At 68.2% G+C, this 24492-nt stretch carries 13 protein-coding genes and 1 pseudogene; 8 read left to right on the forward strand and 6 right to left on the reverse strand.

Translation table 11 applies throughout. The features are described from left to right. Positions 1-114 precede the first annotated feature (114 nt). Positions 115-1089: a chemotaxis protein CheB gene (locus ASF61_RS12950; protein ID WP_056156409.1), complete on the forward strand. Its 975-nt coding sequence runs from the start codon at positions 115-117 to the stop codon at positions 1087-1089. A 21-nt stretch (positions 1090-1110) separates the two neighbouring features. On the opposite strand, the gene ASF61_RS12955 is transcribed toward ASF61_RS12950, so the two are convergent. Together ASF61_RS12955 and ASF61_RS24600 are read right to left on the reverse strand one after the other, a co-directional pair. Continuing rightward, a complete protein-coding gene (locus ASF61_RS12955; protein WP_255354566.1) occupies positions 1111-1764 on the reverse strand; it encodes a LysR family substrate-binding domain-containing protein in 654 nt (217 codons plus the stop codon). A 137-nt stretch (positions 1765-1901) separates the two neighbouring features. Further along, positions 1902-2183, reverse strand: a pseudogene (locus tag ASF61_RS24600) (LysR family transcriptional regulator); the annotation flags it as partial. Between ASF61_RS24600 and ASF61_RS12960 the strand changes: the two are divergent. The 3 genes from ASF61_RS12960 to ASF61_RS22815 all read left to right on the forward strand — a co-directional run bounded on the left by ASF61_RS12960 (position 2155) and on the right by ASF61_RS22815 (position 4366). Beyond that, complete coding sequence (locus tag ASF61_RS12960) at positions 2155-2775, forward strand: FMN-dependent NADH-azoreductase (protein ID WP_056156411.1); 621 nt, start codon at positions 2155-2157, stop codon at positions 2773-2775. The pseudogene ASF61_RS24600 and the gene ASF61_RS12960 overlap by 29 nt on opposite strands. A gap of 32 nt (positions 2776-2807) precedes the next feature. Further along, on the forward strand, positions 2808-3119 hold the full coding sequence (locus tag ASF61_RS12965) for a YciI family protein (RefSeq protein WP_056156412.1): 312 nt from the start codon (positions 2808-2810) through the stop codon (positions 3117-3119). Between the two features lie 407 nt (positions 3120-3526). Next, the gene (locus ASF61_RS22815) at positions 3527-4366 is read left to right on the forward strand and encodes an alpha/beta fold hydrolase (RefSeq protein ID WP_229205836.1); all 840 of its coding nucleotides are present in this window, start codon (positions 3527-3529) and stop codon (positions 4364-4366) included. On the opposite strand, the gene ASF61_RS12975 is transcribed toward ASF61_RS22815, so the two are convergent. The 3 genes from ASF61_RS12975 to ASF61_RS24100 all read right to left on the reverse strand — a co-directional run bounded on the left by ASF61_RS12975 (position 4363) and on the right by ASF61_RS24100 (position 10903). Continuing rightward, on the reverse strand, positions 4363-4977 hold the full coding sequence (locus ASF61_RS12975; protein ID WP_056156415.1) for a glutathione S-transferase family protein: 615 nt from the start codon (positions 4975-4977) through the stop codon (positions 4363-4365). The two genes, ASF61_RS22815 and ASF61_RS12975, sit on opposite strands and share 4 nt — an antisense overlap. A gap of 109 nt (positions 4978-5086) precedes the next feature. Continuing rightward, positions 5087-7687: an EAL domain-containing protein gene (locus ASF61_RS12980; protein WP_056156417.1), complete on the reverse strand. Its 2601-nt coding sequence runs from the start codon at positions 7685-7687 to the stop codon at positions 5087-5089. A gap of 252 nt (positions 7688-7939) precedes the next feature. Then, positions 7940-10903, reverse strand: a complete 2964-nt coding sequence (locus ASF61_RS24100) for a PAS domain-containing protein (RefSeq protein WP_056156420.1) — start codon at positions 10901-10903, stop codon at positions 7940-7942. A 173-nt stretch (positions 10904-11076) separates the two neighbouring features. On the opposite strand from ASF61_RS24100, the gene fur reads away from it, so the two are divergent. Beyond that, positions 11077-11529, forward strand: coding sequence for a ferric iron uptake transcriptional regulator (fur, locus tag ASF61_RS12990; protein WP_056156422.1), 453 nt, complete (start codon positions 11077-11079; stop codon positions 11527-11529). 161 nt (positions 11530-11690) lie between these two features. Here fur and ASF61_RS12995 read toward each other — a convergent pair whose 3' ends face one another. Further along, positions 11691-15884, reverse strand: a complete 4194-nt coding sequence (locus ASF61_RS12995; RefSeq protein ID WP_056156425.1) for an ATP-binding protein — start codon at positions 15882-15884, stop codon at positions 11691-11693. Positions 15885-16024: 140 nt separating this feature from the next. Between ASF61_RS12995 and ASF61_RS13000 the strand changes: the two genes are divergently transcribed. The 3 genes from ASF61_RS13000 to ASF61_RS13010 all read left to right on the forward strand — a co-directional run bounded on the left by ASF61_RS13000 (position 16025) and on the right by ASF61_RS13010 (position 24492). Then, positions 16025-20698 (forward strand): DEAD/DEAH box helicase, encoded by a 4674-nt coding sequence (locus tag ASF61_RS13000; protein WP_056156427.1) that lies wholly within the window; start codon positions 16025-16027, stop codon positions 20696-20698. Between the two features lie 99 nt (positions 20699-20797). Next, positions 20798-22882 carry an AsmA family protein gene (locus ASF61_RS13005; protein ID WP_056156428.1) on the forward strand — a complete coding sequence of 695 codons (2085 nt, stop codon included), beginning with the start codon at positions 20798-20800 and terminating at the stop codon, positions 22880-22882. Positions 22883-23016: 134 nt separating this feature from the next. Next, positions 23017-24492, forward strand: a complete 1476-nt coding sequence (locus ASF61_RS13010) for an iron-containing redox enzyme family protein (RefSeq protein WP_056156431.1) — start codon at positions 23017-23019, stop codon at positions 24490-24492.

Genomic DNA, 24492 nt, shown 5'->3' on the forward strand with positions numbered 1-24492 from the left:
TATACTCTTGAATTTTTTTTCAGCAGTGTGCACCGCGAACCGTGCGACCATGGCTGCACACGTATTGGGACGTTGCGCGACGCGCACCGGCAGTACGGCAAAGGAAACCCACGCATGCAAAAGCTGATCCTGATAGGCGCCTCCGCCGGCGGCGTGGCAGCGCTGGCGGCCGTCACCGCCGCCCTGCCCGCCGACCTGCCTGCCACGGTGCTGATCGTGATGCACATCGGCGCGCGCCGCAGCGTGCTGCCCGAAATCTTGCAGCGGACTTGCCAGTTACCGGTCAGCCACGCCAAGGATTGCGCGCTGCTGCTGCCGGGCAGTATTCTGGTGGCGCCGCCGGACTACCACCTCACGGTCGAGCTGCACGAGGGCCAGCCGCGCGCGCGCCTGTGGCACGGGCCCAAGGAAAACTACACGCGGCCCGCCATCGACCCGCTGTTCCGGTCCGCGGCCACCGCGTTCGACGGCCACGTGATCGGCGCCATCCTCACCGGCTATCTCGACGACGGCACCTCCGGCCTGCAGGCGATCAAGGCTTGCGGCGGCCAGGTCATCGTCCAGGATCCCAACGAAGCGCAAGTGCCCGACATGCCTGCCAGCGCCATCAGCAACGTGGCGGTCGATCATGTGCTGCGCATCGCCGACATCGGTCCCCTGCTTGCCATCCTGGCCGCGCGCATCGATGCGCCAGCGCCCGGCCCGGTGCAGGCGCCGCCGTGGGTGGACGTGGAAAACCGCTGGCTGCAGGGCCGCGCCGGCATCGCCGAACTCGCACGCATCGGCCAGCCCAGCGGCTATACCTGTCCCGAATGCGGGGGCGCACTGTGGCAGATCGCCGGCACCGTACCGCCGCGCTTCCGCTGCCACACGGGGCACGCCTTTACCGCCCGTGCGCTGGCTGCCCAGCAACGGCAGGCGGTGGAGGAAGCGCTGTGGTCGGCATTGCGCGCGCTGCAGGAACAGTTGCGGCTGGAGCAGGAACTGCTGCACCCGGACCTGCAGCATACCGGCAAGCTTGAACGCGATATCGCGACCTTGCAGACCATGCTGGCACATGGGAATGACGGCGCTGGCGCGATCGATTGATGCTTGGCGCCGCGCGCAGCATCAGCCACGCGCCTGCGCGCCCTCCAGCGCCGCCCGCATCTGCTGCACCAGCGGCCGCTGGTCGTCGCTGCGCCAGGCAAGGTGCACGTTCACGTAGAGGTCCAGCCACGGGATTTTTTTGAACACCACGTCGGCCACGGCCTTGCTGCCCAGGCTGGCCTGCACCACTGCACAGCCGAGGCCGGCGCTGACCAGGTGCAGCGACGACAGCGGATCGGACGCTTCGTACAGGATGTCCGGTGTGAAGCCGGCGCGCTGGCAGGCTGCCAGCAGGGCCGGCCGCAAGGTATCGACCGGCTGGCGCACCACGCTGATCCAGGGTCGGCCGTGCAACTGCGCCGGCGTGACGGTGCGGCAGCGTGCCAGCGGATCGGCGCGGGGAATGGCCAGCACCAGCGGCTCGCGCAAGACCGGCACCGAACTCAGGCCCCCGTCCGCCGACGGCGGGCGGTACACCAGGCCGGCATCGATGGTGCCCAGGTGCAGCTGCTCGAACTGCAGCGCCGTCCCCATCGCCTGCACCGACAGGCTGACCGACGGGCGTTGCGCGCGCAGGCGCCGCAGCGCCGTGCTGAGCACGTTGGCGTACAGGGCCGCTTCCACGTAGGCGATGGCAAGCCGGCCGGCGCTGCCCGCACCGAGCCTGCGGGCCAGGCTCTCGACGCGCTGCGGGCCAGGCTCTCGACGCGCTGCGCGCCAGCCATCAGGGCGCGCGCCTCGCCGAGCAGGTCGCGCCCTTCCTGCGTGAGCCGGATGCGCTGGCGATGGCGCTCGAACAGCAGCACGCCCAGCTGGTCCTCCAGTTGCCGGATCTGGCGACTCAGCGGCGACTGCGAAATGTGCAGCAACTCGGCAGCGCGGCCGACATTTTCCGTCTCTGCCACCGTGATAAAGAAATGCAGCTGCCGCAGGTCTAGCATGGTACGCCCGTGAAGTCGGAGTTGAGACCGGATCGGTCTGAACTCCAGCATAACCGGTCTTGGACAGGGCCGCCAGCTGCAGGCAAGCTGCACCCCATGCCAACCCTCTCCAGAAGGACTTACCATGCACATCCTGCACCTCGATTCCAGCATCCTCGGTGATGCCTCCGCCTCGCGCGCATTGAGCGCAGCGCTGGTCGCGCAACTGCTGGCGCAGCAACCTGGCGCCACCGTGGTGCGGCGCGACCTGGTGGCCAACCCGGTCGCCCACCTCGACGGCGCCATCGCTGCCGGCTTCCGCCCGATCCAGGGCGGCGCCGCCGGTCCGGCGCAGCACGCCGAACACGCACGCTCCGAAGAACTGGTGCGCGAGCTGCTTGCCAGCGATGTCATCGTCATCGGTTCGCCGATGTACAACTTGTCCATACCGAGCCAGCTGAAGGCCTGGATCGATCGCGTGGTCCAGCCGGGCATGACCTTCCGTTACACGGACACCGGCCCGGTGGGCCTGGCTGGCGGCAAGCACGTGATCGTGGTCTCCACGCGCGGCGGCATGTACTCGGACGGACCGGCAGCCGCGATGGACTTCCAGGAAGCGTATCTGAAAGCCGTCTTCGGTTTCATGGGCATCGACCGGGTACAGATAATGCGGGCCGAGAACCTGTCGCGCGGCCGCGAAGCACGCGCGCAATCGCTGCCCGCCGCGCACGCAACACTGGCCGAGATTGCCGCCATGGCCGGCTGATCGCCCCACCTTCAACTTTGCAGGAGAACCGCATGTTATACGTCGTCAAAATCATTTATACGGTGCCGATGGACCAGCTGGCGCCGCACATCCCGGCCCACAAGGCGTGGCTGTCCACCGAAGCGGGCAACGGCCACATCATCGTCGCGGGACCGTTCGAAGACCGCAGCGGCGGGATGCTGATCGCCCACTGCGACAGCCGCGCCGCACTGGACGCCATGCTGGCCCGGGATGCCTACCAGGTACACCAGGTGGCGACCTGCGAGGTAACCGCCTTCGACGCCGCCCTGCGCGCAGCCAGTTTCCCGGCAGCGTGGGCCGCAGCCGACGCCAGGGCCGCGTGATGGCCGCCATTTATAGGCTGCGGGCCCGCAACGACAGCGCCGGCGCTGCTGGAAACATGGCAGGTCGCTGCCGGCACGGCACAAAGCTGGATGGGTCGCTGCTGGCGCCTGCGATTCGATGCCTGGCTGGGAATGCAGCTCCCGGCCCAGGCGGCAGCCGTGCCGGCGGTATCGACGAGCTTGTGCGCGACGCTGGCGGCAGCACTGCTTGCAGCCGTGAGAGACATCGTGTCATCGGCCTGACCGGCGGCCCTGGAAGCAGTCCCCTTCAGGGGGCGGCTTGCGGGCCAGGCGGCAGCCTTGCTGGCAACTTTGCCGGCAACGCTGCGAGCACGCTCACCGGCGGCGCGGCGTCAGGTGCCGGTGCCAGGTTTGTCGGCGGCATTGCTGCCCTGCTGCTGGCCGCCTTGTCTGCTGCAGGCGCTGCGGCGGCAAGCACGCCAGCGAACCAGGTGCAGCAGCCTGCGCCGCCCGGCATTCGCAACATCGTACTGGTGCATGGCGCCTTTGCTGACGGTTCCTGCTGGACCGACGTGATGACGCTGTTACAACGCCGGGGCTACCACGTCACGGCGGTGCAGAATCCGCTCACGTCGCTGGCAGACGACGTTGCCGCCACGCAGCGCGTGCTCGCAAGGCAGCCGGGCGACGTACTGCTGGTCGGCCACTCGTGGGCCGGCGTGGTGATCACGCAGGCAGGCACTGCTGCGAACGTCAAGGGGCTGGTGTACCTGTCGGCCATCGTGCCCGACAGCGGCGAGTCGGCGGCCGACGTGCTGACCCGGCGCGGTGCGCCGATGGATGGCATGACGCCCGACGCGGATGGCCTGGTATGGCTCGACGACAGCAAGCGATACCGCGCGGTGATGGCCCACGATGTGGCGCGGGAAAAGGCCAACATGCTGGCAGCCGCCCAGCAACCGATCGCAGCCAGCGCATTCGGCCAGAACGTGACGACCGCGGCGTGGCGCAGCAAGCCGCGCTGGTACCTGGTGACGGACGACGACCGGGCATTACCGCCGGCGGTCCAGCGCTGGACCGCCGCCCACATCGGCGCGATGCGCCGCACGCTACGCTCGAGCCACATGTCGATGGTGGCGCATCCCGCGCAGGTGGCAGACTTCATCGCTGCAGCGGCGCGTGCACAGCCTCACCTGGCGGCGCCGACAGCGGCGCCGGGCCAGGCCCGGTACCGAAGCGCCGGCGCTGCCCGCGCCAGCGCTGAAGCCGAAACGGGGCAGCCTTAGCCGCCGGTCGCCGCCATCGCCTTTTGCCAGGCCGGGCGCGCTTCGATGGCGGCTGTGAATGCCTTGAGGCGCGGCCAGTTGCCTGCCTCGGGCTGCTTGGCGGCGATGCCGACCGGGAAGCTCAGCATGATGTCGGCGCCGGTCAGGTCGTCGCCGATGAAGTAGCCGGACGGCTCCAGGATGCTCTCGAGGTAGTCGAAGTGGCTGGCGACTTCGCTGTCGATGCGGCCGTGCAGCGGTGCGCCGCCCTCGCCCAGGCGCGACACGTAGATCCGCAACAGCAGCGGGATCATGGCCGAGCCTTCGGCGAAATGCATCAGCTGCAGGTGGCGCAGCGCGGCAGGCGTGCCGGCGGCTGGCTGAAAACGGCCCTTGCCATAGCGGTCGAGCAGGTATTGCACGATGGCGCCCGATTCCTCGATCAGCACACCGTCGTCTTCAAGCAAGGGCGACTTGCCCAGCGGGTGGATGGCTTTCAGTTCCGGCGGGGCAAAATTGGTGACCGGATCGCGCTGGTAACGCACCAGTTCATAGGGCAGGCCCAGTTCCTCGAGCAGCCAGACGATGCGCTGCGAACGGCTTTTGTTGAGATGGTGTACACGGATCGTCATAGTTTTTCCTCTCTAAACTTGGGAGAACCTCGTAAAACCTGCTGCGCGATCCGCTACGGTTTTTCGAGGTCCCCTTGGGAGGAAGATTGTACAACAGGGGCCGTTCTGTTCAGGCCGCTATCAGGGCCGGAGACGCCAGCATCTGTGCCAGCTGCTCCGGCGGCAGGGGGCGGCTGATCAGGTAGCCCTGCAGTTCGTCGCAGCCGTTCTCCGACAGGAAGCTGCGCTGCTGCTCGGTTTCCACGCCTTCGGCAATCACGCGCAGCTTGAGCCGGTGCGCCAGGCCGATGATGGACGTGGCGATCGCCTCGTCACCGAAGCTGCGCCCGAGGTCGCGCACGAAGGACTTGTCGATCTTGAGGGTGCTGATCGGGAACGACTTCAGCGCCGACAAACTGGAATAACCGGTGCCGAAATCGTCGATCGACAGGAACACGCCCATCGCCCGCAGCTGGCCCATCTTGTCCACCGCCTGCGCCAGGTCGCGCATGATCACGCCTTCGGTCACCTCCAGTTCCAGCCAGCGCGGGTCCATGCCGCTGTCGGCCAGCGCCCGCGCCACCCGGTCGACCAGGCCCTGCTCCTCGAACTGGCGCGGCGACACGTTGACGGAAATGCGCAGCGGCGCCAGGCCGGCGTCCTGCCAGGCCCGGTTCTGGAAGCAGGCGCTGCGCAGCACCCATTCGCCCAAAGCGACGATCATGCCGCTCTCCTCGGCCAGCGGGATAAAGCGGTCGGGACCGATCACGCCGCGCACCGGGTCGTTCCAGCGCACCAGCGCCTCGCAACCGAAGATGCGGCCGGTGCGCATGTCCACCTTGGGCTGGTACATCAGCCGGAACTGCTGCTGGTCGAGCGCAACCCGCAGCCCCTCCATCAAACGCAGTTTTTCCTCGATGTCGAGGTTCATCGCGCGCGTGTAGAACTGGTAATTGTTCTTGCCCAGCTCCTTGGCGCGGTACATGGCGGCGTCGGCGTGCATCAGCAGCGTTTCGGCGTCCGCCCCATCGTGCGGATAGACGGCCACGCCGATGCTGCAACTGACCTGCACCTGCTGCCCGGCCACGCACATGGCCTGCAGCACGGCGTGGCGCACCTGCTCGATCACGGCGGTGGCGTCGGCCGCGCTGGCGCTGGCGTCGAGCATGAGCACGAACTCGTCGCCGCCGAAGCGGCCCACGGTGTCGCCGGGGCGCAGGCAGCCCGCCATGCGGTCGGCGACGATCTTCAGCAATTCGTCGCCGGCGTTGTGGCCCAGGCCATCGTTGACCAGTTTGAATCCATCGAGGTCGATGAAGGCCACCATCACGGCGCCGCCGGCTGCGACCATCTGGTTCAGCCGCGCCGCGATCCGGATGCGGTTGGGCAGGCCGGTGAGATTGTCGTGGTGGGCCAGGTGCAGCATGCGCGCCTCGGCCAGCTTGCGCTCGGAGATGTCGCGCACGATGGCCACGATGCCGCCCTCCACCGACACCACCTGTTTCTGCATCCAGCGCGGATAGCGTGGCTGCGTGGTGTTTTCCCATTCGCGCTCGTGCACGGCGCCGTCTTCGCTGGCCTGCACCAGCAGCTGGAACATGCCGACCCGTCGCGCTTCCGGGATCATCTGCATCAGGGTCATGGCGCACAGCTGGTCACGCGTCATGCCGGTCATGCGCTCGGCGCGGGCATTGACGTCGATGAAGCGGAAATCGGTGATCACCTTGTCGGCATCGCGTACCTCGCGCAGCACGAAAAAGGCGTCCAGGCTGGCGGCGGAAGCGGCAGCGAAGGTCTCGCGCGCGCGCCGCACCCGGATGGCATTGCGCGCACCCTGCCAGGCCCAGATCCACAGCAGCGCCGTCGCCACCACCAGCGCCACGCTGACCATGGTCATGGCGAACAGCTTTTCGCGGGCATCGCGCTCGAACGCGGCCATGTGCTCGTTTTCGTCCAGGCCGGCCAGCACCCGCAGCGGCACCTGGTGCAGGTCGCGGGCGGCAGCGAAGCGGTTTACGCCATCGTCCACATCGACAGCACCGGCCGGCAATTGCTGGCCATACGAGACCTGGTCGCCCACGCGCAGTGCACGCACCACGCCATCGGTGCCGACCAGCGCCAGCATGCCGCGCTCGCCGAGACGGCTGCGTTCATAGCCGCTGGTGAAATAGGCGGGATCGGCGTCCAGCATCACGATGCCGGCGAAATTGCCCTGGTTGTCGTCGAGCCGGCGCGAGAACTGCAGGTGCGCTTCGGCGCTGGCCGGATCGCGCTGGGTATGGCCGATGAAGATACTGCCGCTGTCGCGCTGCTGGTGATACAGGAAAAAAGCCTGGTCGGCCACCGATACCGGCAGTGACCGCGGATTGCTGGCCACCACCATGCCGTGGCGATCGACCACGCTCACGCCAAATACCATGCCGGGAGGAAGCAGACCTTCGCGCGACAGTTCCGCCAGCGTGTTCGCCGCGCCGCTGCGCTCGACCGCGTACTTCATCACGCGCAGGGTCTGGTCGATGCCGTCTACGCTGCGCGCCACCTGGGCTTCGTAGGTGCCCAGTACCTCGCCGACCGTGTTGAGTGCCGCTGCACGCGCGCGCTCGCGTCCCTGCTCGATATCGTGCAGCGACAGCAGCCATAGCCCGCCCAGCAGGGCGAGCGCGAACAGTGGCAGAGAAATATAGGTATCGAGCCCGCGTCGCAGCCAGCGCGCAAGCAGATCAACGATCATGTGGAACTCCCGGCCCGGGCCGCAGGCCGCCCGGCGAACGAACGCAGGCGCGCCGGAGCGGGCGTGTACATCACAAAAAATGGGGCAGACCGGTGAGACGGCCGCAGTTAGGCAGCCGCGTGCCGTGAAGACACCGCAAAGATAATGCCATACGGCAATATATCAAAGATTCTCACCAAAAACCACCATTTATTTGATAGAAATACACCAATAATTGCTTCTTGTTATTAAAAATGGCGCCGGCTTCAGGGATCAGGGACGTGCCAGCGCGGTCACCAGCTGGTCGATACTGAACGGTTTGAGCAACAGTTGCGCACCGGCGTGCGGCGCCTTCGGCGTCTGCCCGCTGGCAAAGATCACTTGCAGCCCGGGGCACAGCGCCAACGCGCGCGCGACCAGCACTTCGCCCGACAGGTCGGGCAGCGAAATATCGGTGAGCATCACCTCGAAGGGGCAGGCCGCTAGGGCAGCGAGCGCGCTGGCCGCATCGCCGCAGGCTTCGACCTCGTGCCCGAGCAGCGCCAGCAATTCAGCCGTGGTCTCGCGCAGCTCCGGCTCGTCCTCGACCAGCAGGATGCGGCGGCCGGCCGCTGGCGACGGCGGCGTTGCCGGTACTGCTTGCGGTGCTTGCGGTGCTTGCGTTGTAGGTGTTGCTTGCGTTGCCGGCACTGTTTGCGGTGCATGCGTTGTCTGCGTTGCCGGTACTGTTTGCGCTGCGTGCATGGCAAACGCTGCCTGCTTCGCCTGCGTTGCCTGCACAGCGTGCGCTGCCTGCGCCCCCCGTGCAGTTTGCGTTACCAGCGCTGCCTGCGCTGCCAGCTGCCCCGCGTGCTGGCGGTTGGCCAGCACGTGGCGCACCTTGCGCGCCAGCGCTTCGCGGGTATAGGGCTTGCCCAGCAAGTCCACGCCGGCATCGAGACGGCCGCCGTGCACGATGGCGTTTTCGGTGTAACCCGACGTAAACAGCACGCCGATGCCGGGCAGGCGTTCGCGCGCCTTGCGCGCCAGTTCCGGGCTGCGCAGGGGTCCCGGCATCACCACGTCGGTAAACAGCAGGTCGATCGGGATGCCGCTGTCGATGATGGACAGGGCGCTGGCGGCGTCGCCCGCCTTCAGTACACGGTAACCGAGTTCGCCCAGCATCTCGACCACGGTGGCGCGCACGCCTTCGTCATCCTCGGCCACCAGGATGGTTTCCTGGCCGCCCACCACGGCGCGCGGTTCGGGCGGCGCCGGCGCATCCTCGATGTCGGTGGAGCGCGGCAGGTAGAGTTTGACCGTGGTGCCGCAACCGGGTTCGCTGTAGATCTGCACATGGCCGCCGGACTGGCGCACGAAGCCGTACACCATCGACAATCCGAGGCCGCTGCCCTTGCCTTCGGGCTTGGTGGAGAAGAAGGGATCGAAGGCCTGCGCCATGATCTCGGGCGACATGCCGCTGCCGGTGTCGCTGACGGCGATCATCACGTACTGGCCTGGCGCCAGCTCCGGGTGGTTGCTGGCATAGCGCTCGTCGAGCAGGGCGTTGCCCACTTCGATGGTGAGCTTGCCCACGCCGTCCATGGCGTCGCGCGCGTTGATGCACAGGTTGAGCACCGCGTTCTCCACCTGCGCCGTATCGACCAGCGTGTTCCACAGGCCACCCGAGATCACGGTTTCGATCTCGATTTCCTCGCCCAGGCTGCGCCGCAGCATGTCTTCCATGCCGGTGATGAAGCGGCCGATGCGCACCACGCGCGGATCGAGCGCCTGGCGCCGGCCGAAAGCCAGCAGGTAGCTGGCCAGCTTGGCGCCACGCGTCACACCGGCCAGCGCCTGCTCCACGCGGTGCACCGCGCGCGGCATGCCGCGCACGTCGGACGCCAGCAGCTGCAGGTTGCCGGAAATGACTTGCAGCAGGTTGTTGAAGTCGTGCGCCACGCCGCCGGTCAGCTTGCCGATCGCTTCCATCTTTTGCGCCTGCTGCAGCTTGAGCGCGGTGCGGCGCACCTCCTCGGCAGCGGCCCGCTCCACGGTGATGTCGCGGCCCACGGCGTGAATATAGCCTTCGTCAGGCACCGCGGTCCATGACAGGATGGCGTGGCCGCCGCCCTTGCGCAGCGTACGGTTCTCGAACCTGAAAGTCGTCTGTCCCTGGGCCAGGCTGGTCATTTCCGCCCGCGACGATTGCAGATCGTCGGGGTGGATCAGCTGGTAGAGCGAGGTGCCGATGATCTCGTGCTCGTCCCAGCCCAGCAGGCGGGTGAACGCCGGATTGACGGACGTGATCCAGCCATCGAACGAGGCCACGAGCATGACGTCGGTGGCGTGGCGCCACATGCGGTCGCGCTCGGCCGTGCGTTCGGCCACCTGCTGCTGCAGTTTGCTGGCGGTGGCTTTCTGGTCTTCGATGTCGGTACTGGTGCCGACCCAGCGCTGCACCACCCCGTTGTCGTCGATGATCGGCATGGCGCGCACGATGTGCCAGCGCCAGGCGCCGTCGGCGCGGCGGATCCGGTATTCGACCTCGAAGTTCTGCGCCGTCGCCACCGACGCGCGCCACGCGGCCGTTACCCGGGCGCTGTCGTCCGGGTGGAGCACGGCGGTCCAGGCGTCGCCGGTCAGCTGACCCGGCTGGGTGCCGGAATAGCGGTACACCTGCTCGTTCAGCCAGGTGAGTGCGCCGTCGGCGTCGGCTGCCCACACCTGGCTCGGGATCGCCTGGGCCAGGGTGCGGAAGGTGTTTTCGCTGGCCCGCAGCTGCTGCACGGCGCGCACCTTGGCCGTGGTTTCCACCACCACCACCAGCACCCCGAACGGCTTGCCCGCTTCGTCCAGGATGGGCGCGTAGTCGAGATCCATCCACACCTGTTCCGGCCGGCCCGAGCGCAGCAAGGTCATCTCCTGGTCGGTGTAGGCCAGCGTGCCGCCGGCCAGGGCCACGCGGATCACGTGGGCATTGTGCTCGGCCACTTCGGGCCATGATTCGCAGACCCGGGAGCCGAGCGACATCGGATGGCGGCGGCCGGCAAACACGGAATAGCCATCGTTATAGATCATCACCCCGTCTTCGCCCAGCAGCGCGACCATCGGCAGCGTGGAGCGCAGCATGTTGGAGACGGTGGTCTTCAGTGATTGCGGCCAGCTGTCGATGGCGCCGAGCGAGGTGCCGGTCCAGTCGTAGGATGCGATGATCTGCGCGATGTGGCCGCCGCCGTTCAGGAAGGGATAGTTCACGAAAAAACCCGGCTGTATTTAACTTGTCATACGCAAGCGATGATAAAACACCGATTATAGGATGAGCGGGCGGCCCCAGTTAATCCGCAGTGCAATCGGACATTGCAACGAAAGCAAAACCTGGTTATAGTGCGAATGGGAATCATTATCATCTTGACGCAGATCGGCACCGCATGGACATTCCGCAAGAACTCCGCAAATTGGGCCTGAAGGCCACCCTGCCCCGCCTGCGCATCCTGCAGCTGTTCCAGGAATCGAAGGCCAAACACCTGAATGCCGACGATGTCTATCGCCTGCTGCATGACGAGGGCATCGACATGGGCCTGGCCACCGTGTACCGGGTGCTGATGCAGTTTGCCGACGCCGGCATCCTGATCCGCCGGCATTTCGAATCGGTGGCCTCGGTTTTCGAGCTTAATGAAGGCGGCCACCACGACCACCTGATCTGCACCGGCTGCGGCAGGATGGAGGAATTCCTCGACGCTGCCATCGAGCTGCGCCAGGAAGCCGTGGCCCGTGAGCGCAACTTCGTGCTGCACGAGCATTCGCTGTCGCTCTATGGGCTGTGCGGCGACTGCGCCGACAGCGTGCAACCCGGCAGCGGCAGGCGCCTTCGCCGCAGCTGATCTTCGGCCCGACGCGCGCTTCGCCTGCGTTCGGGCGGTGCCGATTCATGTGCGCAGCCGCACTGCCGGCCGACGGCGCTGCATGGTGCGCAATGCGTCGGCTGTCGTCGTTGTGCTGCAAAGGCCGTTATCGTTAGCCGATATTTGTTAGCCGATATTTGTTAGCCGGTCTCGCCGCCGGTGTTGTGACCGTCCCTGCGCCGCGCGGCCCTGCTGCGCTGACTTTCGCGCAGCAGCGCGTCGAGCGCGCGTGGATCGACCGGCTTGGTCAGGTGATGGTCGAAGCCCGCTTCGGCGGCGCGGCGACGGTCGCTGTCCTGGCCATAGCCGGTAATGGCCACCAGTACCAGCTGGTCGCCGCCACTGCGCTGGCGCAAATGTCCGGCCAGCTCGTAGCCATCCATGCCGGGCAGGCCGATGTCGAGCAGACAGACCTGGGGCGCGAACTGCGGCGCCTGCGCCAGTGCTTCGGGCGCACCGAACACCACCTGGACCTGATGCCCGAGCAGCTCGAGCACCTCGCCCAGCGCGCTCGCCGCATCCTCGTTGTCATCGACCACCAGCACGCGCACGCCGCCGCCCGGCGTCGCCGCAGCGGCCACCGCAGCAGTGGGTCGCGCCGGTTCCGCACGTGCTGCCGATGCCGCCGTGACTGCCGATTGCGTGTCCGCTTCTGACGCAGCACCCGGTGCCCGAGCCATACCGGGTGCCGGTGCGGCAGGAGCCACTGAAGATCGCGCGCCCGCCGCCGATGCGGTACCTGCTGCCGATGGGACAGGGGCCGCTGGCAGTTGCGTGCCCATTTCCGTTTGGGTCTCCGGTGCCGCTGCGGCAAGCGCAGATGGCGGTTCCGAACCCATTCCCATGTCGCCAGCCGCTGCCGCTGCAGCAGACGCCGAAGGCATATCCGTCCTCGTTCCTGGTGGCGTACGCGGTGCTGATGCTGCAGGCGCTGCTGGCGCAGCCCCGGCGGCCAGCGCCGCTGCCGCCTCCTGTTGCCCGAGCAGCGGCAGGCGCACGGTGAAGGTGCTGCCCCGGCCCACGCCGTCGCTGTGCACATCGATGCTGCCGCCGTGCAGCGCCACCATGCTGCGGGCGATGGTGAGCCCCAGACCGAGTCCGCCCTGCGAGCGGCTCAGGGCCTGGCGTTCCTGCACGAAGCGCTCGAAGATCGCCGCGCGCATGGCCGGCGCGATGCCGATGCCGTTGTCGCGCACGGCCACGGCCACCATATCGGCGCCAGCAGCGCCGCTATCGCCGTCACTGTCAAAGTGTTCGCGCCAGGCGCTGACCTTGAGCACGCCGCCGGGTTCGGTATACTTGGCGGCGTTGGTCAGCAGGTTGGCCACCACCTGCACGCAGCGGCCAGGATCGACCAGCGCCAGCAGGCCCGCGGCCGGCACGTCCACTTCCAGCACATGGCGCTTCTGTTCGATCAGCGGACTGGCCGTCTCGATCGCGCGCGCCACCACGTCGGCGATTTCCACCGGTGCACGCCGCAGCTCGATCTTGCCTTCCGCCACGCGCGAGACGTCGAGCAGGTCATCCACCAGCGCCACCAGGTGGCTGGTCTGGCGTTCGATCACTTCGCGCTCCTTGACTGCGTGGTCGCCGCCGCGCAGGCGCATTAATTGCAGCGCCGCGACGATGGGCGCGAGCGGATTGCGCAGCTCGTGGCCCAGCATGGCCAGGAAGTCATCCTTGGCGCGATTGGCGGCTTCCGCCTCGCGGCGGGCGCTGGCCAGCTCGGTGACCTCGAATGTCACCATCACTATCCCGGCCGGCAATCCATCGTCGCCGCGCAGCGGCTGGTAGATGAAATCGAAGCTGCGCTCGACCAGGCGCTGATCGGGACCGGTGCGCAGCAGCACCGGCAGCGCCTGGCCCACGTAAGGTTCGCCCGTCCGCGCGACCTGGTCGAGCAATTCGAAGATGCCCTGGCCTTCCAGTTCGGGAAACGCGTCACGCATCGCCACGCCGTCGAGCGCGCGCGGCCCCACCAGCTGGCGGTAGCAGGCATTGGCCTGCTCGAACACATGGCGTGGTCCGCGCACGATCGCAATGGCGACCGGCGCCTGGCTGAAGATGCTCTGGGTGCGACGCGCCACCGCTGCGTCCATCTCGCGCGCACGCTGCCGCTCGCGCAGCAGGTCCAGTCGGGTGACCAGTTCGTGCCCGGAGAACGGCTTGACCAGATAGTCGTCGGCGCCGGCCTGCAGGCCTTCCAGGCGCGCCTCTTCGCCGGCGCGCGCCGACAGCAACATGAAGGCAATGTCGCGCGTGGCCGGGTCGGCCCGCAGTGCCGCCAGCAGGCCGAAGCCGTCGAGCTCCGGCATCATCACGTCGGACAGGATGACATCGGGCGGCCGGCGGGCAACGGCGGCCAGCGCTTCCACGCCGTTGCTGCACACGTCCACCTGCCAGTGGCCGGACAGCAGCCGGTGCAGGTAGTCGCGCATGTCGGCATTGTCGTCGGCGATCAGCAGCCGGCCGCTGCGCGTGGACACCATCTGCGGCGGGTCTGGAAGCACCGGGGTGGCGCGCTGCACCCAGCCCTCGGCTTCGGCCACGTACGATCTGACCGCCGTGGGCCGGTGCGGCGCGGACGGCGCCTCGACCACGTGCGCCGGATCGAGATGGGCGCTGCCGTTCTGCAGGGTCACGCGGAACACCGTGCCCTGGCCGACGACGCTTTCCACCTCGATCCGTGCGCCGTGCAGCGCCACCAGGTCGTGCACCAGCGCCAGGCCGATGCCCGAGCCTTCGTGGGTGCGCGAGCGCGCGCCTTCGACCCGGTGAAAACGCTCGAACAGGCGCGGCAACTGGTCGGGCGCGATGCCGATGCCGGTGTCGGCTACGGTCAGCGCAACCTGGTCGCCCAGCGCGTGCAGTCCGATCGCGATCTGCCCCTCGAACGTAAACTTGAACGCGTTCGACAGCAGGTTCAGGACGATCTTCTCCCACAGCGCCGGATCCACGTACACGGGGCCGGGCAGCGGCGGACAATCGACCACCAGCGCCATGCCGGCGCCTTCGACGGCGGACCGGAAACTGCTGGCCAGGTCCGTGGTCAGCGCGGCCAGGTCCACCGGCGCGAACTGTGCCTGCGCGCGGCCGGCCTGCACGCGCGAAAATTCGAGCAGTGTATTGACCAGCTTTTGCAGGCGCAGGCCGTTGCGCTGAATGAGCTCGATGCGGGCGCGCTGCTGCGGCGGCAGCGGCTGCGCCGTGTCGCCCAGCGCATCCTCCATCGGTCCCAGCATCAGCGTCAGCGGGGTGCGGAACTCGTGGCTGACATTGCTGAAGAACTGGGTCTTGGCCCGATCGAGTTCGGCCAGCATTTCGGCGCGCAGCCGCTCGTCCTCGGCCACCCGTGCATGCTCGATGGCGTTGGCGGCCTGGATCGCGACCAGTCCCAGGAAGCGCCGGTAGTCGGCATCGAGCCGGCGCGCCGCGCTCACCCCCAGCACCAGCACGCCCACCACCTGCTGGCCGGCGCCCATCAGCGGCAGCATCAGCGCGCGCCGCAGCGGCTGTCCGGCCAGGCCATCGGGCAGGCAGACGGCACGCGGATCGCCGGCGTAGTCCACGTCCACTGCCTGGCCCGAACGCAGCACCTTGTCCACGTCGAACAGCCCGGGATCGATGCCGTCGTGGGTGGTGCGCACCAGCACCGGCGACAGCGCGGAGGCAGCGGCGGAATCGGTCTCGCCGCGCGCCAGGTAGAGCAGCGCGAACGGCAGGTCGTCGGGGTTGCCGGCCACGCTGGCCATGATATTGCCGCAGGCCTCGTCGATGGTCTTGTCGTCGCGGGTGCGGGCGCCAAGGTCGGAGAGCGTGAGCAGCCCGCGCGCGTTCAGGTGGCGGGCCGTGACATCGAGGTTGGGACAGAACAGGCCCGCCACCCGCCCCGATTCGTCGCGCACCGGGCTATAAGAAAACGAGTAAAACACTTCTTCGAGAAAGTCGCCGCGGCTCATGAACAGGCGCACGTCGTTGGCCAGCGTGGCCTCGCCGTGGCGGAACACGCGGTCCGCCAGCGGCCCGCAGATGTCCCAGATCTCGGCCCAGACTTCGGCCGCCGGCCGGCCCAGCGCCCACGGATGCTTGGCCATGCTGAGCACTTCGATGTAGGCGTCATTGTATAAAAACGTCGCCTGCGGCCCCCACCCCACCCACATCGGCTGGCGGGAGCTGAGCATCAGGCTGACCACGGTTTTCAGGCTTTGCGGCCACTGCGCGATCGGGCCGAGCGGCGTGTGCGACCAGTCGTGGGCCAGGATTTGCGCGCTCAGCGCGCCCGGCGCAGTCAGGAAGTCGGGCGCGGCAGGGGTCGGAACATCCGGGAAATTCATCGGTACAGGCCTCAGGTGAACGCATGAACTACAATCGAAACACAACGGGATGCGGCACGCGCAATGTTTAAAAGCCTATCATTTATTTTAACCTTCGGTAGCGCTGTTGCATTCACCGATACTGTCACCATCTACGCTGCATGATCCAAGCTGACCCTCCCGAGCGGCATGCCTTCCACCCCGCCGTCGCCGCGTGGTTCGACGCCACCTTTGCCGCCGCCACCGAAGCGCAGCGGCGCGCCTGGCCGCTGATCCACGCGGGCAGCCCCACGCTGATCGCCGCCCCCACCGGGTCGGGCAAAACCCTCACCGCCTTCCTGGCGGCGATCGACGCACTGGTACGCGAGAGCGCCGCCGGTCCGCTGCCCGACGCCACGCGGGTCCTGTATGTATCGCCGTTGAAAGCGCTGTCGAACGATATCCGGGTCAATCTGCAGGCGCCGCTGGACGGCATCGGCGCCCGGCTGCAGGCCATGGGGCTGCCGCCGCACGGCATCCGCAGCGCCGTGCGCACCGGCGACACGCCGCAGGCAGAGCGCAGCGCGATGCGCCGGCGCGCGCCGCACATCCTGGTCTCCACGCCGGAATCGCTGTACGTGCTGCTCGGCTCCGACAGCGGGCGCGCCATGCTGGCCGGCGTGCGCACCGTGATCGTCGATGAGATCCACGCGGTGGCCGGCAGCAAGCGTGGCAGCCACCTGGCGCTGAGCCTGGAGCGGCTCGACGCCCTGTGCGCCGCCCCGCCGGTGCGCGTCGGCCTGTCCGCCACGCAGAAGCCGCTGTCCACGGTGGCGCATTTCCTGGCCGGCACGGGCAGGCAGTGCGCGGTGGTGGACGTAGGCCACGTACGCGCGCGCGACCTCGGGCTGGAACTGCCGCCGGCGCCGCTGGAAGCGGTAATGTCCAACGACGTGTGGGAACGCGTATACGACAGGCTGGCCGAACTGACGGTCCTGCACCGCACCACGCTGGTATTCGTCAATACCCGGCGCATGGCCGAGCGCATGGCGCGCCACCTGGCCGACCGCCTTGGTGGCGAGCACGTGGCCGCGCACCACGGCAGCCTGTCGAAGGAATACCGGCTCGATGCCGAACAGCGCCTCAAGCACGGCGCGCTGCGGGTGCTGGTGGCCACGGCCTCGCTGGAACTGGGGATCGACATCGGCGACGTCGACCTGGTCTGCCAGATCGGTTCTCCGCGCAGCATCGCCGCGTTTCTGCAGCGCGTGGGCCGCTCCGGCCACCACGTGGGCGGCCTGCCGAAAGGTCGGCTGTTTCCCACCTCGCGCGACGACCTGGTGGAATGCGCGGCGCTGCTCGACTGCGTCCGCCGCGACGAACTCGATGTGCTGCACGTGCCCGTCGCACCGCTCGACGTGCTGGCCCAGCACATCGTGGCCGAGGTGGCCAGCCGCGAGTGGCACGAGGATCTGCTGTTCGACCTGGTGCGCAAGGCCTGGCCCTATGCCGACCTGGCGCGCGAGCGCTACGACGCCGTGCTGCGCATGCTGGCGACCGGCTACGCCACGCGCCAGGGCATGCGCGGCGCCTACCTGCACCGCGACACCGTGAGCGGCACCGTGCGCGGACGGCGCGGCGGGCGGCTCACGGCCGTGACCTCGGGCGGCACCATTCCCGACAACGCGGATTACACGGTGCTGCTGGAGCCGCAAGGCCTGGCCATCGGCACCGTGCACGAGGACTTCGCGGTCGAAAGCCTGGCCGGCGACGTGTTCCAGCTGGGGAATACCTCTTACCGCATCCAGCGCATCGACGCCGGCAAGGTGCGGGTCGAGGACGCGCATGGCGCCGCGCCCAACATCCCGTTCTGGATGGGCGAGGCGCCGGGCCGCAGCGACGAGCTGTCGTTCGGCGTGGCGCGCCTGCGCGGCGAGATCGACCGCCTGCTCGCCGGCGATGCCGAGCCACCCGGTGCGCCCGCGCGGAAGGGCACCAGAAAGTCGGCCAAAGCCCCGACAACGGCGGCGTTGACGCCGGCGACGGCAACGGTGGCGATCACGGCGGCAAAGGCGACGGCAGCAGTGAAGGAAACCGCGGTGGCGGCACCGGCAGCAGTGAAGGCAACTGCAACGGCGGCAGCGACGGCAGCTAGGGAAGCGGGAGAAACGGCAGAAACGGCAGAAGCGGCAGAAGCGGCAGAAGCGGCCAGGCAGCGCGCCATGGACTGGCTGCACGATCAACTGGGCCTGCACGACGCCGCCGCCCGCCAGCTGGTCGATTACCTGGCGCGCGCACGGGCTGCGCTGGGCGCCCTGCCCACCCACGACACACTGGTGATGGAGCGCTTCTTCGACGAGTCGGGCGGCATGCAGCTGGTGCTGCACGCCCCCTATGGCAGCCGCATCAACCGCGCCTGGGGCCTGGCGCTGCGCAAGCGCTTCTGCCGCAATTTCAATTTCGAATTGCAGGCTGCCGCCACCGAGGACGCCATCGTGCTGTCGCTGTCCGAGAGCCACAGCTTTGCACTGGACGAGGTATGGCGCTACCTGCGCTCCGCCACGGCCGAGCAGGTCCTGGTACAGGCGCTGCTCGATGCGCCGCTGTTCAACGTGCGCTGGCGCTGGAACGCCACCACCGCGCTGGCCCTGCCGCGCTACGCGGGCGGGCGCAAGGTGGCGCCGCAGCTGCAGCGGATGAAGAGCGACGACCTGCTGGCCGCCGTGTTCCCCGACCAGGCCGCGTGCCTGGAAAACATCGTCGGCGAGCGCGAACTGCCCAGCCATCCGCTGGTGGACCAGACCCTCGACGATTGCCTGCACGAGGCCATGGACAGCGACGGCTGGCTGGCCTTGTTGCGGCGCATGGAGGCAGGCGAGGTACGCCTGCTGGCGCGCGACCTGGCCGCGCCGTCGCCGCTGGCGATGGAGATCCTCAACGCCCGTCCGTACGCGTTTCTCGACGACGCGCCGCTCGAAGAGCGCCGCACCCAGGCAGTGCTCAACCGGCGCTGGACCGATCCGGCATCGACCGACGACCTCGGCGCGCTCGACGCCGGCGCCATCGAGGCGGTCGCGCGCGAGGCCTGGCCCGATGTGCGCAACAGCGACGAAATGCACGAGGCGCTGGTGGCGCTGGCCGCCGTCACCGACGCCGAGGCGCGTGCGCATGCCGGCTGGCCGGAATGGCTGCAGGCGCTGGCCGCCAGCGGACGCGCCACGCTGCTGGCCGACGGCGACACCATGCTGTGGGTGGCGCTGGAGCGGCTGGCGTGCCTGCGCGCAGCGTTTCCGGCCGCATCGGCCACGCCGGCGCTGACGCCTCCCGGATACGCCGATGACGAGGCATGGACCGATGACGGCGCCCTGGTGGAGCTGCTGCGCGCGCGGCTGTCCGGCTTCGGTCCGCAGGCGGTGGCCGCGATCGCCACGCCGCTGGGACTCGATCCTGCGGCGGTCGGCATTGCGCTGGTGCGGCTGGAAACCGAGGGCTACGTGATGCGCGGCCGCTTTACACCGGGCGTGGACCACGAACAGTGGGTGGAGCGCCACCTGCTGGCGCGCATCCACCGCTACACGATCAACCGGCTGCGGCGCGAAATCGAACCGGTGGAGCGCCAGGACTTCATGCGCTTCCTGCTCGACTGGCAGCACGTCTCCGCCGGTACCCGGCTGACCGGCCAGGACGGGCTGGCGCAAAGCCTGGCGCAGCTCGAAGGCTACGAGGCGGCTGCCGGCGGCTGGGAGAGCGATGTACTGGCCCAGCGCGTGGACGACTACGAGGCCGCCTGGCTCGACGACCTGTGCCGCACCGGCAAGGTCGTCTGGGCCCGCATCGGCGCGCCGGCCGGCGCCGGACGGGCCCAGGGCGATGCCCAGCTGCGTGGCCCCGCGCGCGGTCCGGTGCGCGGCACGCCGCTGGTGCTGCTGCCGCGGCGTCAGCTGCCGTTGTGGCACGCGCTGCCGCCTGCCGCCGGCGACATCACGGTCTCGTCGCGGGCGGCGCGGGTGCTGGCGGCGTTGCGCAGCGAAGGCGCGATGTTTTTCGACGAACTGGCGCGCGAGGCCCGCCTGCTGGGCGCGGAACTGGAAACCGCGCTCGGCGAACTGGTGGCCACGGGGCTGGTCAATGCCGACAGCTATGCCGGCCTGCGCGCCATGCTGGCGCCGGCGTCGAAGCGCAACACGCTGGACCGGCGCCGCCGGCGCGGCCTGGTGGGCGCCGGCCCGGCAATGGAAGAAGCCGGCCGCTGGGCGCTGGTGCGGCGCGCACTAGGCCACGCGGGCGGCGTCAACGTGATCGAGCTGCCGAGCGAGATCGTGGCGGCCGCGGTTGCCGGTCAGCAGAATCCGGCCAGCGCAGCCAGGAAGCCGGCGCCGGCGCAGCGCGCGCGCACCGATCCGGCCGCGCTCGAGCACGTCGCCATGACGCTGCTGCGGCGCTACGGCGTGATGTGCTGGCGCCTGCTCGAGCGCGAGGCGGCGTGGATGCCGGCCTGGCGCGACCTGCTGCCCGTGTACCACCGGCTCGAGGCGCGCGGCGACATCCGCGGCGGCCGCTTCGTGGCCGGGCTGTCCGGCGAACAGTTCGCCCTGCCGGAAGCGATCCCGCTGCTGCGCGAGACGCGCCGGCGGCCGCCCGACGGACAGCTGGTCTGCATCTCGGGCATCGATCCGCTGAATTTGTGCGGCACCGTCCTCCCGGGCGACAAGGTACCGGCGCTGGCCGGCAACCGCATCGTGCTGCGCGATGGCCTGCCGGTGGCCGCGCAGGTCGGCAACAGGCTGCGCTACGTGGGCACGCCCGAACCGGTCGAGCGCGAACTGCTGCGCGCCCACCTGCTGGCCCACGCGTGACGCCCGGCGTCGCCAGAATGTTAGCCATGAGGCAAGCAACCTTGCGCGTATGTGGTGGAGCGCACATAGGCCGGCCGTGCCCGGGCCTACCATGGTGTCATGACAAAATCACGCCCACTCAATATCTTCCTGGCGATCCTCGGCTTCCTCGTGCTGCTGCTGGTGGCGATCGTCGTGTTCATCCTGACCTTCGACTGGAACCGCGCCAAGCCCTACATCAACAGCAAGGTGTCGGAAAGCATAGGACGCGAGTTCGCCATCGACGGCAATCTCGGCGTGCATTTCAAGTGGCGCGAGCCGAACGAAACGGGCTGGCGCCACTACGTGCCGCGCCCGCAGATCGACGCGGCCGATGTTCACATCGCCAATCCCGGGTGGACCAAGACCGGGCCGCAGCTGGTGCGCGTAGGCCGCATCTCGGCCGGCATCCACCTGCTGCCGCTGCTGCACAAGGAGGCGCACATCACCGACCTGGCGGTGGAACAGCTGGCGGTGGCGGCCGAGCGCCGCGCCGATGGCAGCAACACCTGGACCTTCAAGGATAACGGCCCGTCGCAGTGGGACGTCAACATCGACCGCGTACAGCTCAACGAAGGCACGGTGCGCTATGTCGATGGCGGCATCAAGCTCGATCTCGATGCCAAGGCCGAGACCATCAGCGGACCGGAAGCCGGTCCCTACGGCCTGCGCTTCGTGGTCGGCGGCAGCTACCGCGATGCCAAGATCGTCGGCGGCGGCAAGCTCGGCAACGTGCTGTCACTCGAAAATGAACACATCAACTTCCCGGTACAGGCCAACGCCACTGCCGGCAAGAACAAGCTGTCGCTCGAAGGCGTGCTGACCGACCCGCGCGCGCTGGCCGGCATCGACCTCAAGATGTCGCTGGCCGGCGCCACCATGGCCGACCTGTATCCGCTGACCGGCGTGCTGCTGCCCGAAACCCCGCCTTACGCCACCAAGGGCCGCCTGGTGGGCAAGCGCGCGGGCGACAAGCCGGACGCCGGCTGGCGCTGGTCCTACCGCGAATTTACCGGCACCGTGGGCGGCAGCGACCTGCAAGGCACGCTCGAATACACGCCCCGCAACACCCGTCCGCTGCTGACCGGTGCCGTCGAATCGCGCCAGCTGCGCCTGGAAGACCTGGGACCGACGATCGGCGCCGACAGTGCCGAAGACAAGGCTGCGCGCGGGCGCAAGAACGTCCAGCCGAAAGACAAGGCGCTGCCGGTCGAGCAGTTCAATACCGAGAAGTGGGACGCGCTCGACGCCGACGTCAAGTTCACCGGCAAGAAGCTGGTGCGCACGCACGATATTCCGATCAACGATGTCAGTACCCACATCAAGATGCAGGACAAGGTGCTGACCCTGATTCCGCTGAACTTCAGCATGGCCGGCGGCCAGATCACGTCGCACATCCGCCTCGACGGCCGCGAGAAGAACATTGACGCCCAGATGCGCCTGGCCGCGCGCCACCTGAAGATCCGCCAGCTGTTCCCCAAGCTCGAATCGATGCAGGCCAGCGTGGGCGAAGTCAATGCCGACGCCGCGCTGCTGGGCAAGGGCAATTCGGTCTCGACCATGCTGGCCACGTCCAACGGCGAACTGGGCGCCACCGTCAGCGAAGGCACGGTCAGCAAATTCATCCTCGAAGCGGCCGGCCTGAACGTGGCCAACCTGGTGTTCGTCAAGCTGTTCGGCGACAAGCAGGTGCAGCTCAACTGCGGCGCCGGCGACTTCGTGGTCGAACGCGGCAATGCGCAGATCCGCCGCTTCGTGGTCGATACCGACGAAGCGGTGATCAATGTCATGGGTTCGGTCAATCTCGCCAGCGAGCAGCTCGATCTCGACGTCACGCCGCAGACCAAGGGCGCGCGCATCATCACACTGCGCACGCCGCTGTACGCCAAGGGCACGTTCACCAATCCGAAGGTGGGGCCGCACGCCGGACCGCTGGCCCTGAAGGGCGGCGCCGCCGTGGCGCTGGCGTCGGTGGTCAATCCGCTGGCCGCGCTGCTGCCGCTGATTAACGTCAGCAAGGTGGAACCGGTCAATTGCGCTGCCGCGCTGGCCGACGCCACGCGCACGCGCAACCTGGCGCAATCGCCTTCCGCCGCGCGCAATGTGCAGGCCAAGAAACCGGTGCCGGACGCCCAGAACGTCACGCCGGTGCCCAGCAAAAAGTAAGCATCGAAGTGAGCATCAATACCCTGGGGCAAGCCGTGTAATCATCCTCTTACACAGCCTCAGGGGAACTACCGCTATCGGGCATGTCGGCTTGCCCGGATAATGCATTAAATAAACTAGTTTCCGGGCCTACCATGCAAACCTCCTACGCGCCGATGCTGACGCCTGCGCCGCGGGCCGCCGCCACGCCCTCCTCGAAAGAACTTTATTTCATGCTCGAACATGGCGCGCTGGCCGAACACCGCGACACCGCGCGCGCCTATCTCGAGCGCCAGCTGCAGGCAGCGCGCGCCCTGCGGGACGATGTGCCGTCCGCACTGGCGCAGCTCGGCGACTGGATGCGCGAGCGCAGCGTGGCCGTGGGCCAGCAATACCGCGCCTACCTGGACGATCGCCGGGCCGGCGCCCCGCGCCGCTATTTCGCCAGCAGGTCGCATGCGCTGTATTTCATCAAGGCCGTGGCGCCCACCAAGCTGGTGGACGGCGCCTGGCTGTTTGCCCTGCTCGAGCGCTGGGAAGACCCGGACTTCCGGCCGCTGATCCAGACCTACCTCGAAGAACTCGGCGACGGCATCGCCGAAAAGAACCACGTGGTGCTCTACAAGAAGCTGCTGGCCGGCCTCGAATGCGACCACTGGCAGGGACTCGACGACGACAAGTTCGTGCAGGGCGCGATCCAGCTGGCGCTGGCGTCGGACGCCACCCACTACCTGCCGGAGATCGTCGGCTACAACCTCGGTTACGAGCAGCTGCCGCTGCATTTGCTGATCACCTCGTACGAGCTCAACGAGCTGGGCATCGACCCGTACTACTTCACGCTGCACATCACGGTGGACAATGCCGGCACCGGCCACGCCCACAAGGCGCTGCAGGGCGTCCAGCAGCTGATGGCCAATGCGGCCGACCCGGCCGAATTCTACCGCCGCATGCTCGACGGCTATCGCCTGAACGACCTCGGGGCGTGCACCACGTCGGTCATCGGCGAATTCGACCTCGAGGCGGAACTGGTGCAGATCATGCAGGCAAAAAGCGTGGTGGGCCAGAACATGCACTCCGATTACTGCCGCGTGGCCGGGCGCAGCATCAACGACTGGCTGGCGGAACCGGCGCAAATCCCGCACATGCTGCTGGAACTGGAAAACGCCGGCTGGATCAAGCGCGGCGAACCGGCCGAGAACAGCCGCTTCTGGAAACTGATCCAGAGCGAGCGTGCCGAAATGTTCGGCGTCTTCAGCAGCTACGAGCAGCAGATCCTGCGCGACTGGATCGCCACGCCGCGCACGGCCAATTCCGGCGCGCCGGCAGCCACCGGCGCGCGCGTGATCAGCTTCCGCGCCCGCCAGCGCGCGCTGGAAACACTGGGCGATGGCGCCGCCACCCGACCCAACGCGGGCAAGCCGCGCGGCGTGATCCGCCACCACCCGGCGCGCGAGGCGGACCTCGACGCCGGCGACGGCGGCTCCGAGCTGCGCCGGCTCGAACAGCGCCTGGCGGCGGCCGGCAGCAAGCCGGCGGCCATGACCATGCTGATCGACCTGATGTCGCCCGCGCGCCACCACAGCGCGGCCGGACTGATGGCCACCCGCATCTTCCGCCAGCTGCTGGCGTGA

It is taken from the genome of Duganella sp. Leaf126 (assembly GCF_001423125.1).
GTDB lineage: Bacteria > Pseudomonadota > Gammaproteobacteria > Burkholderiales > Burkholderiaceae_D > Rugamonas.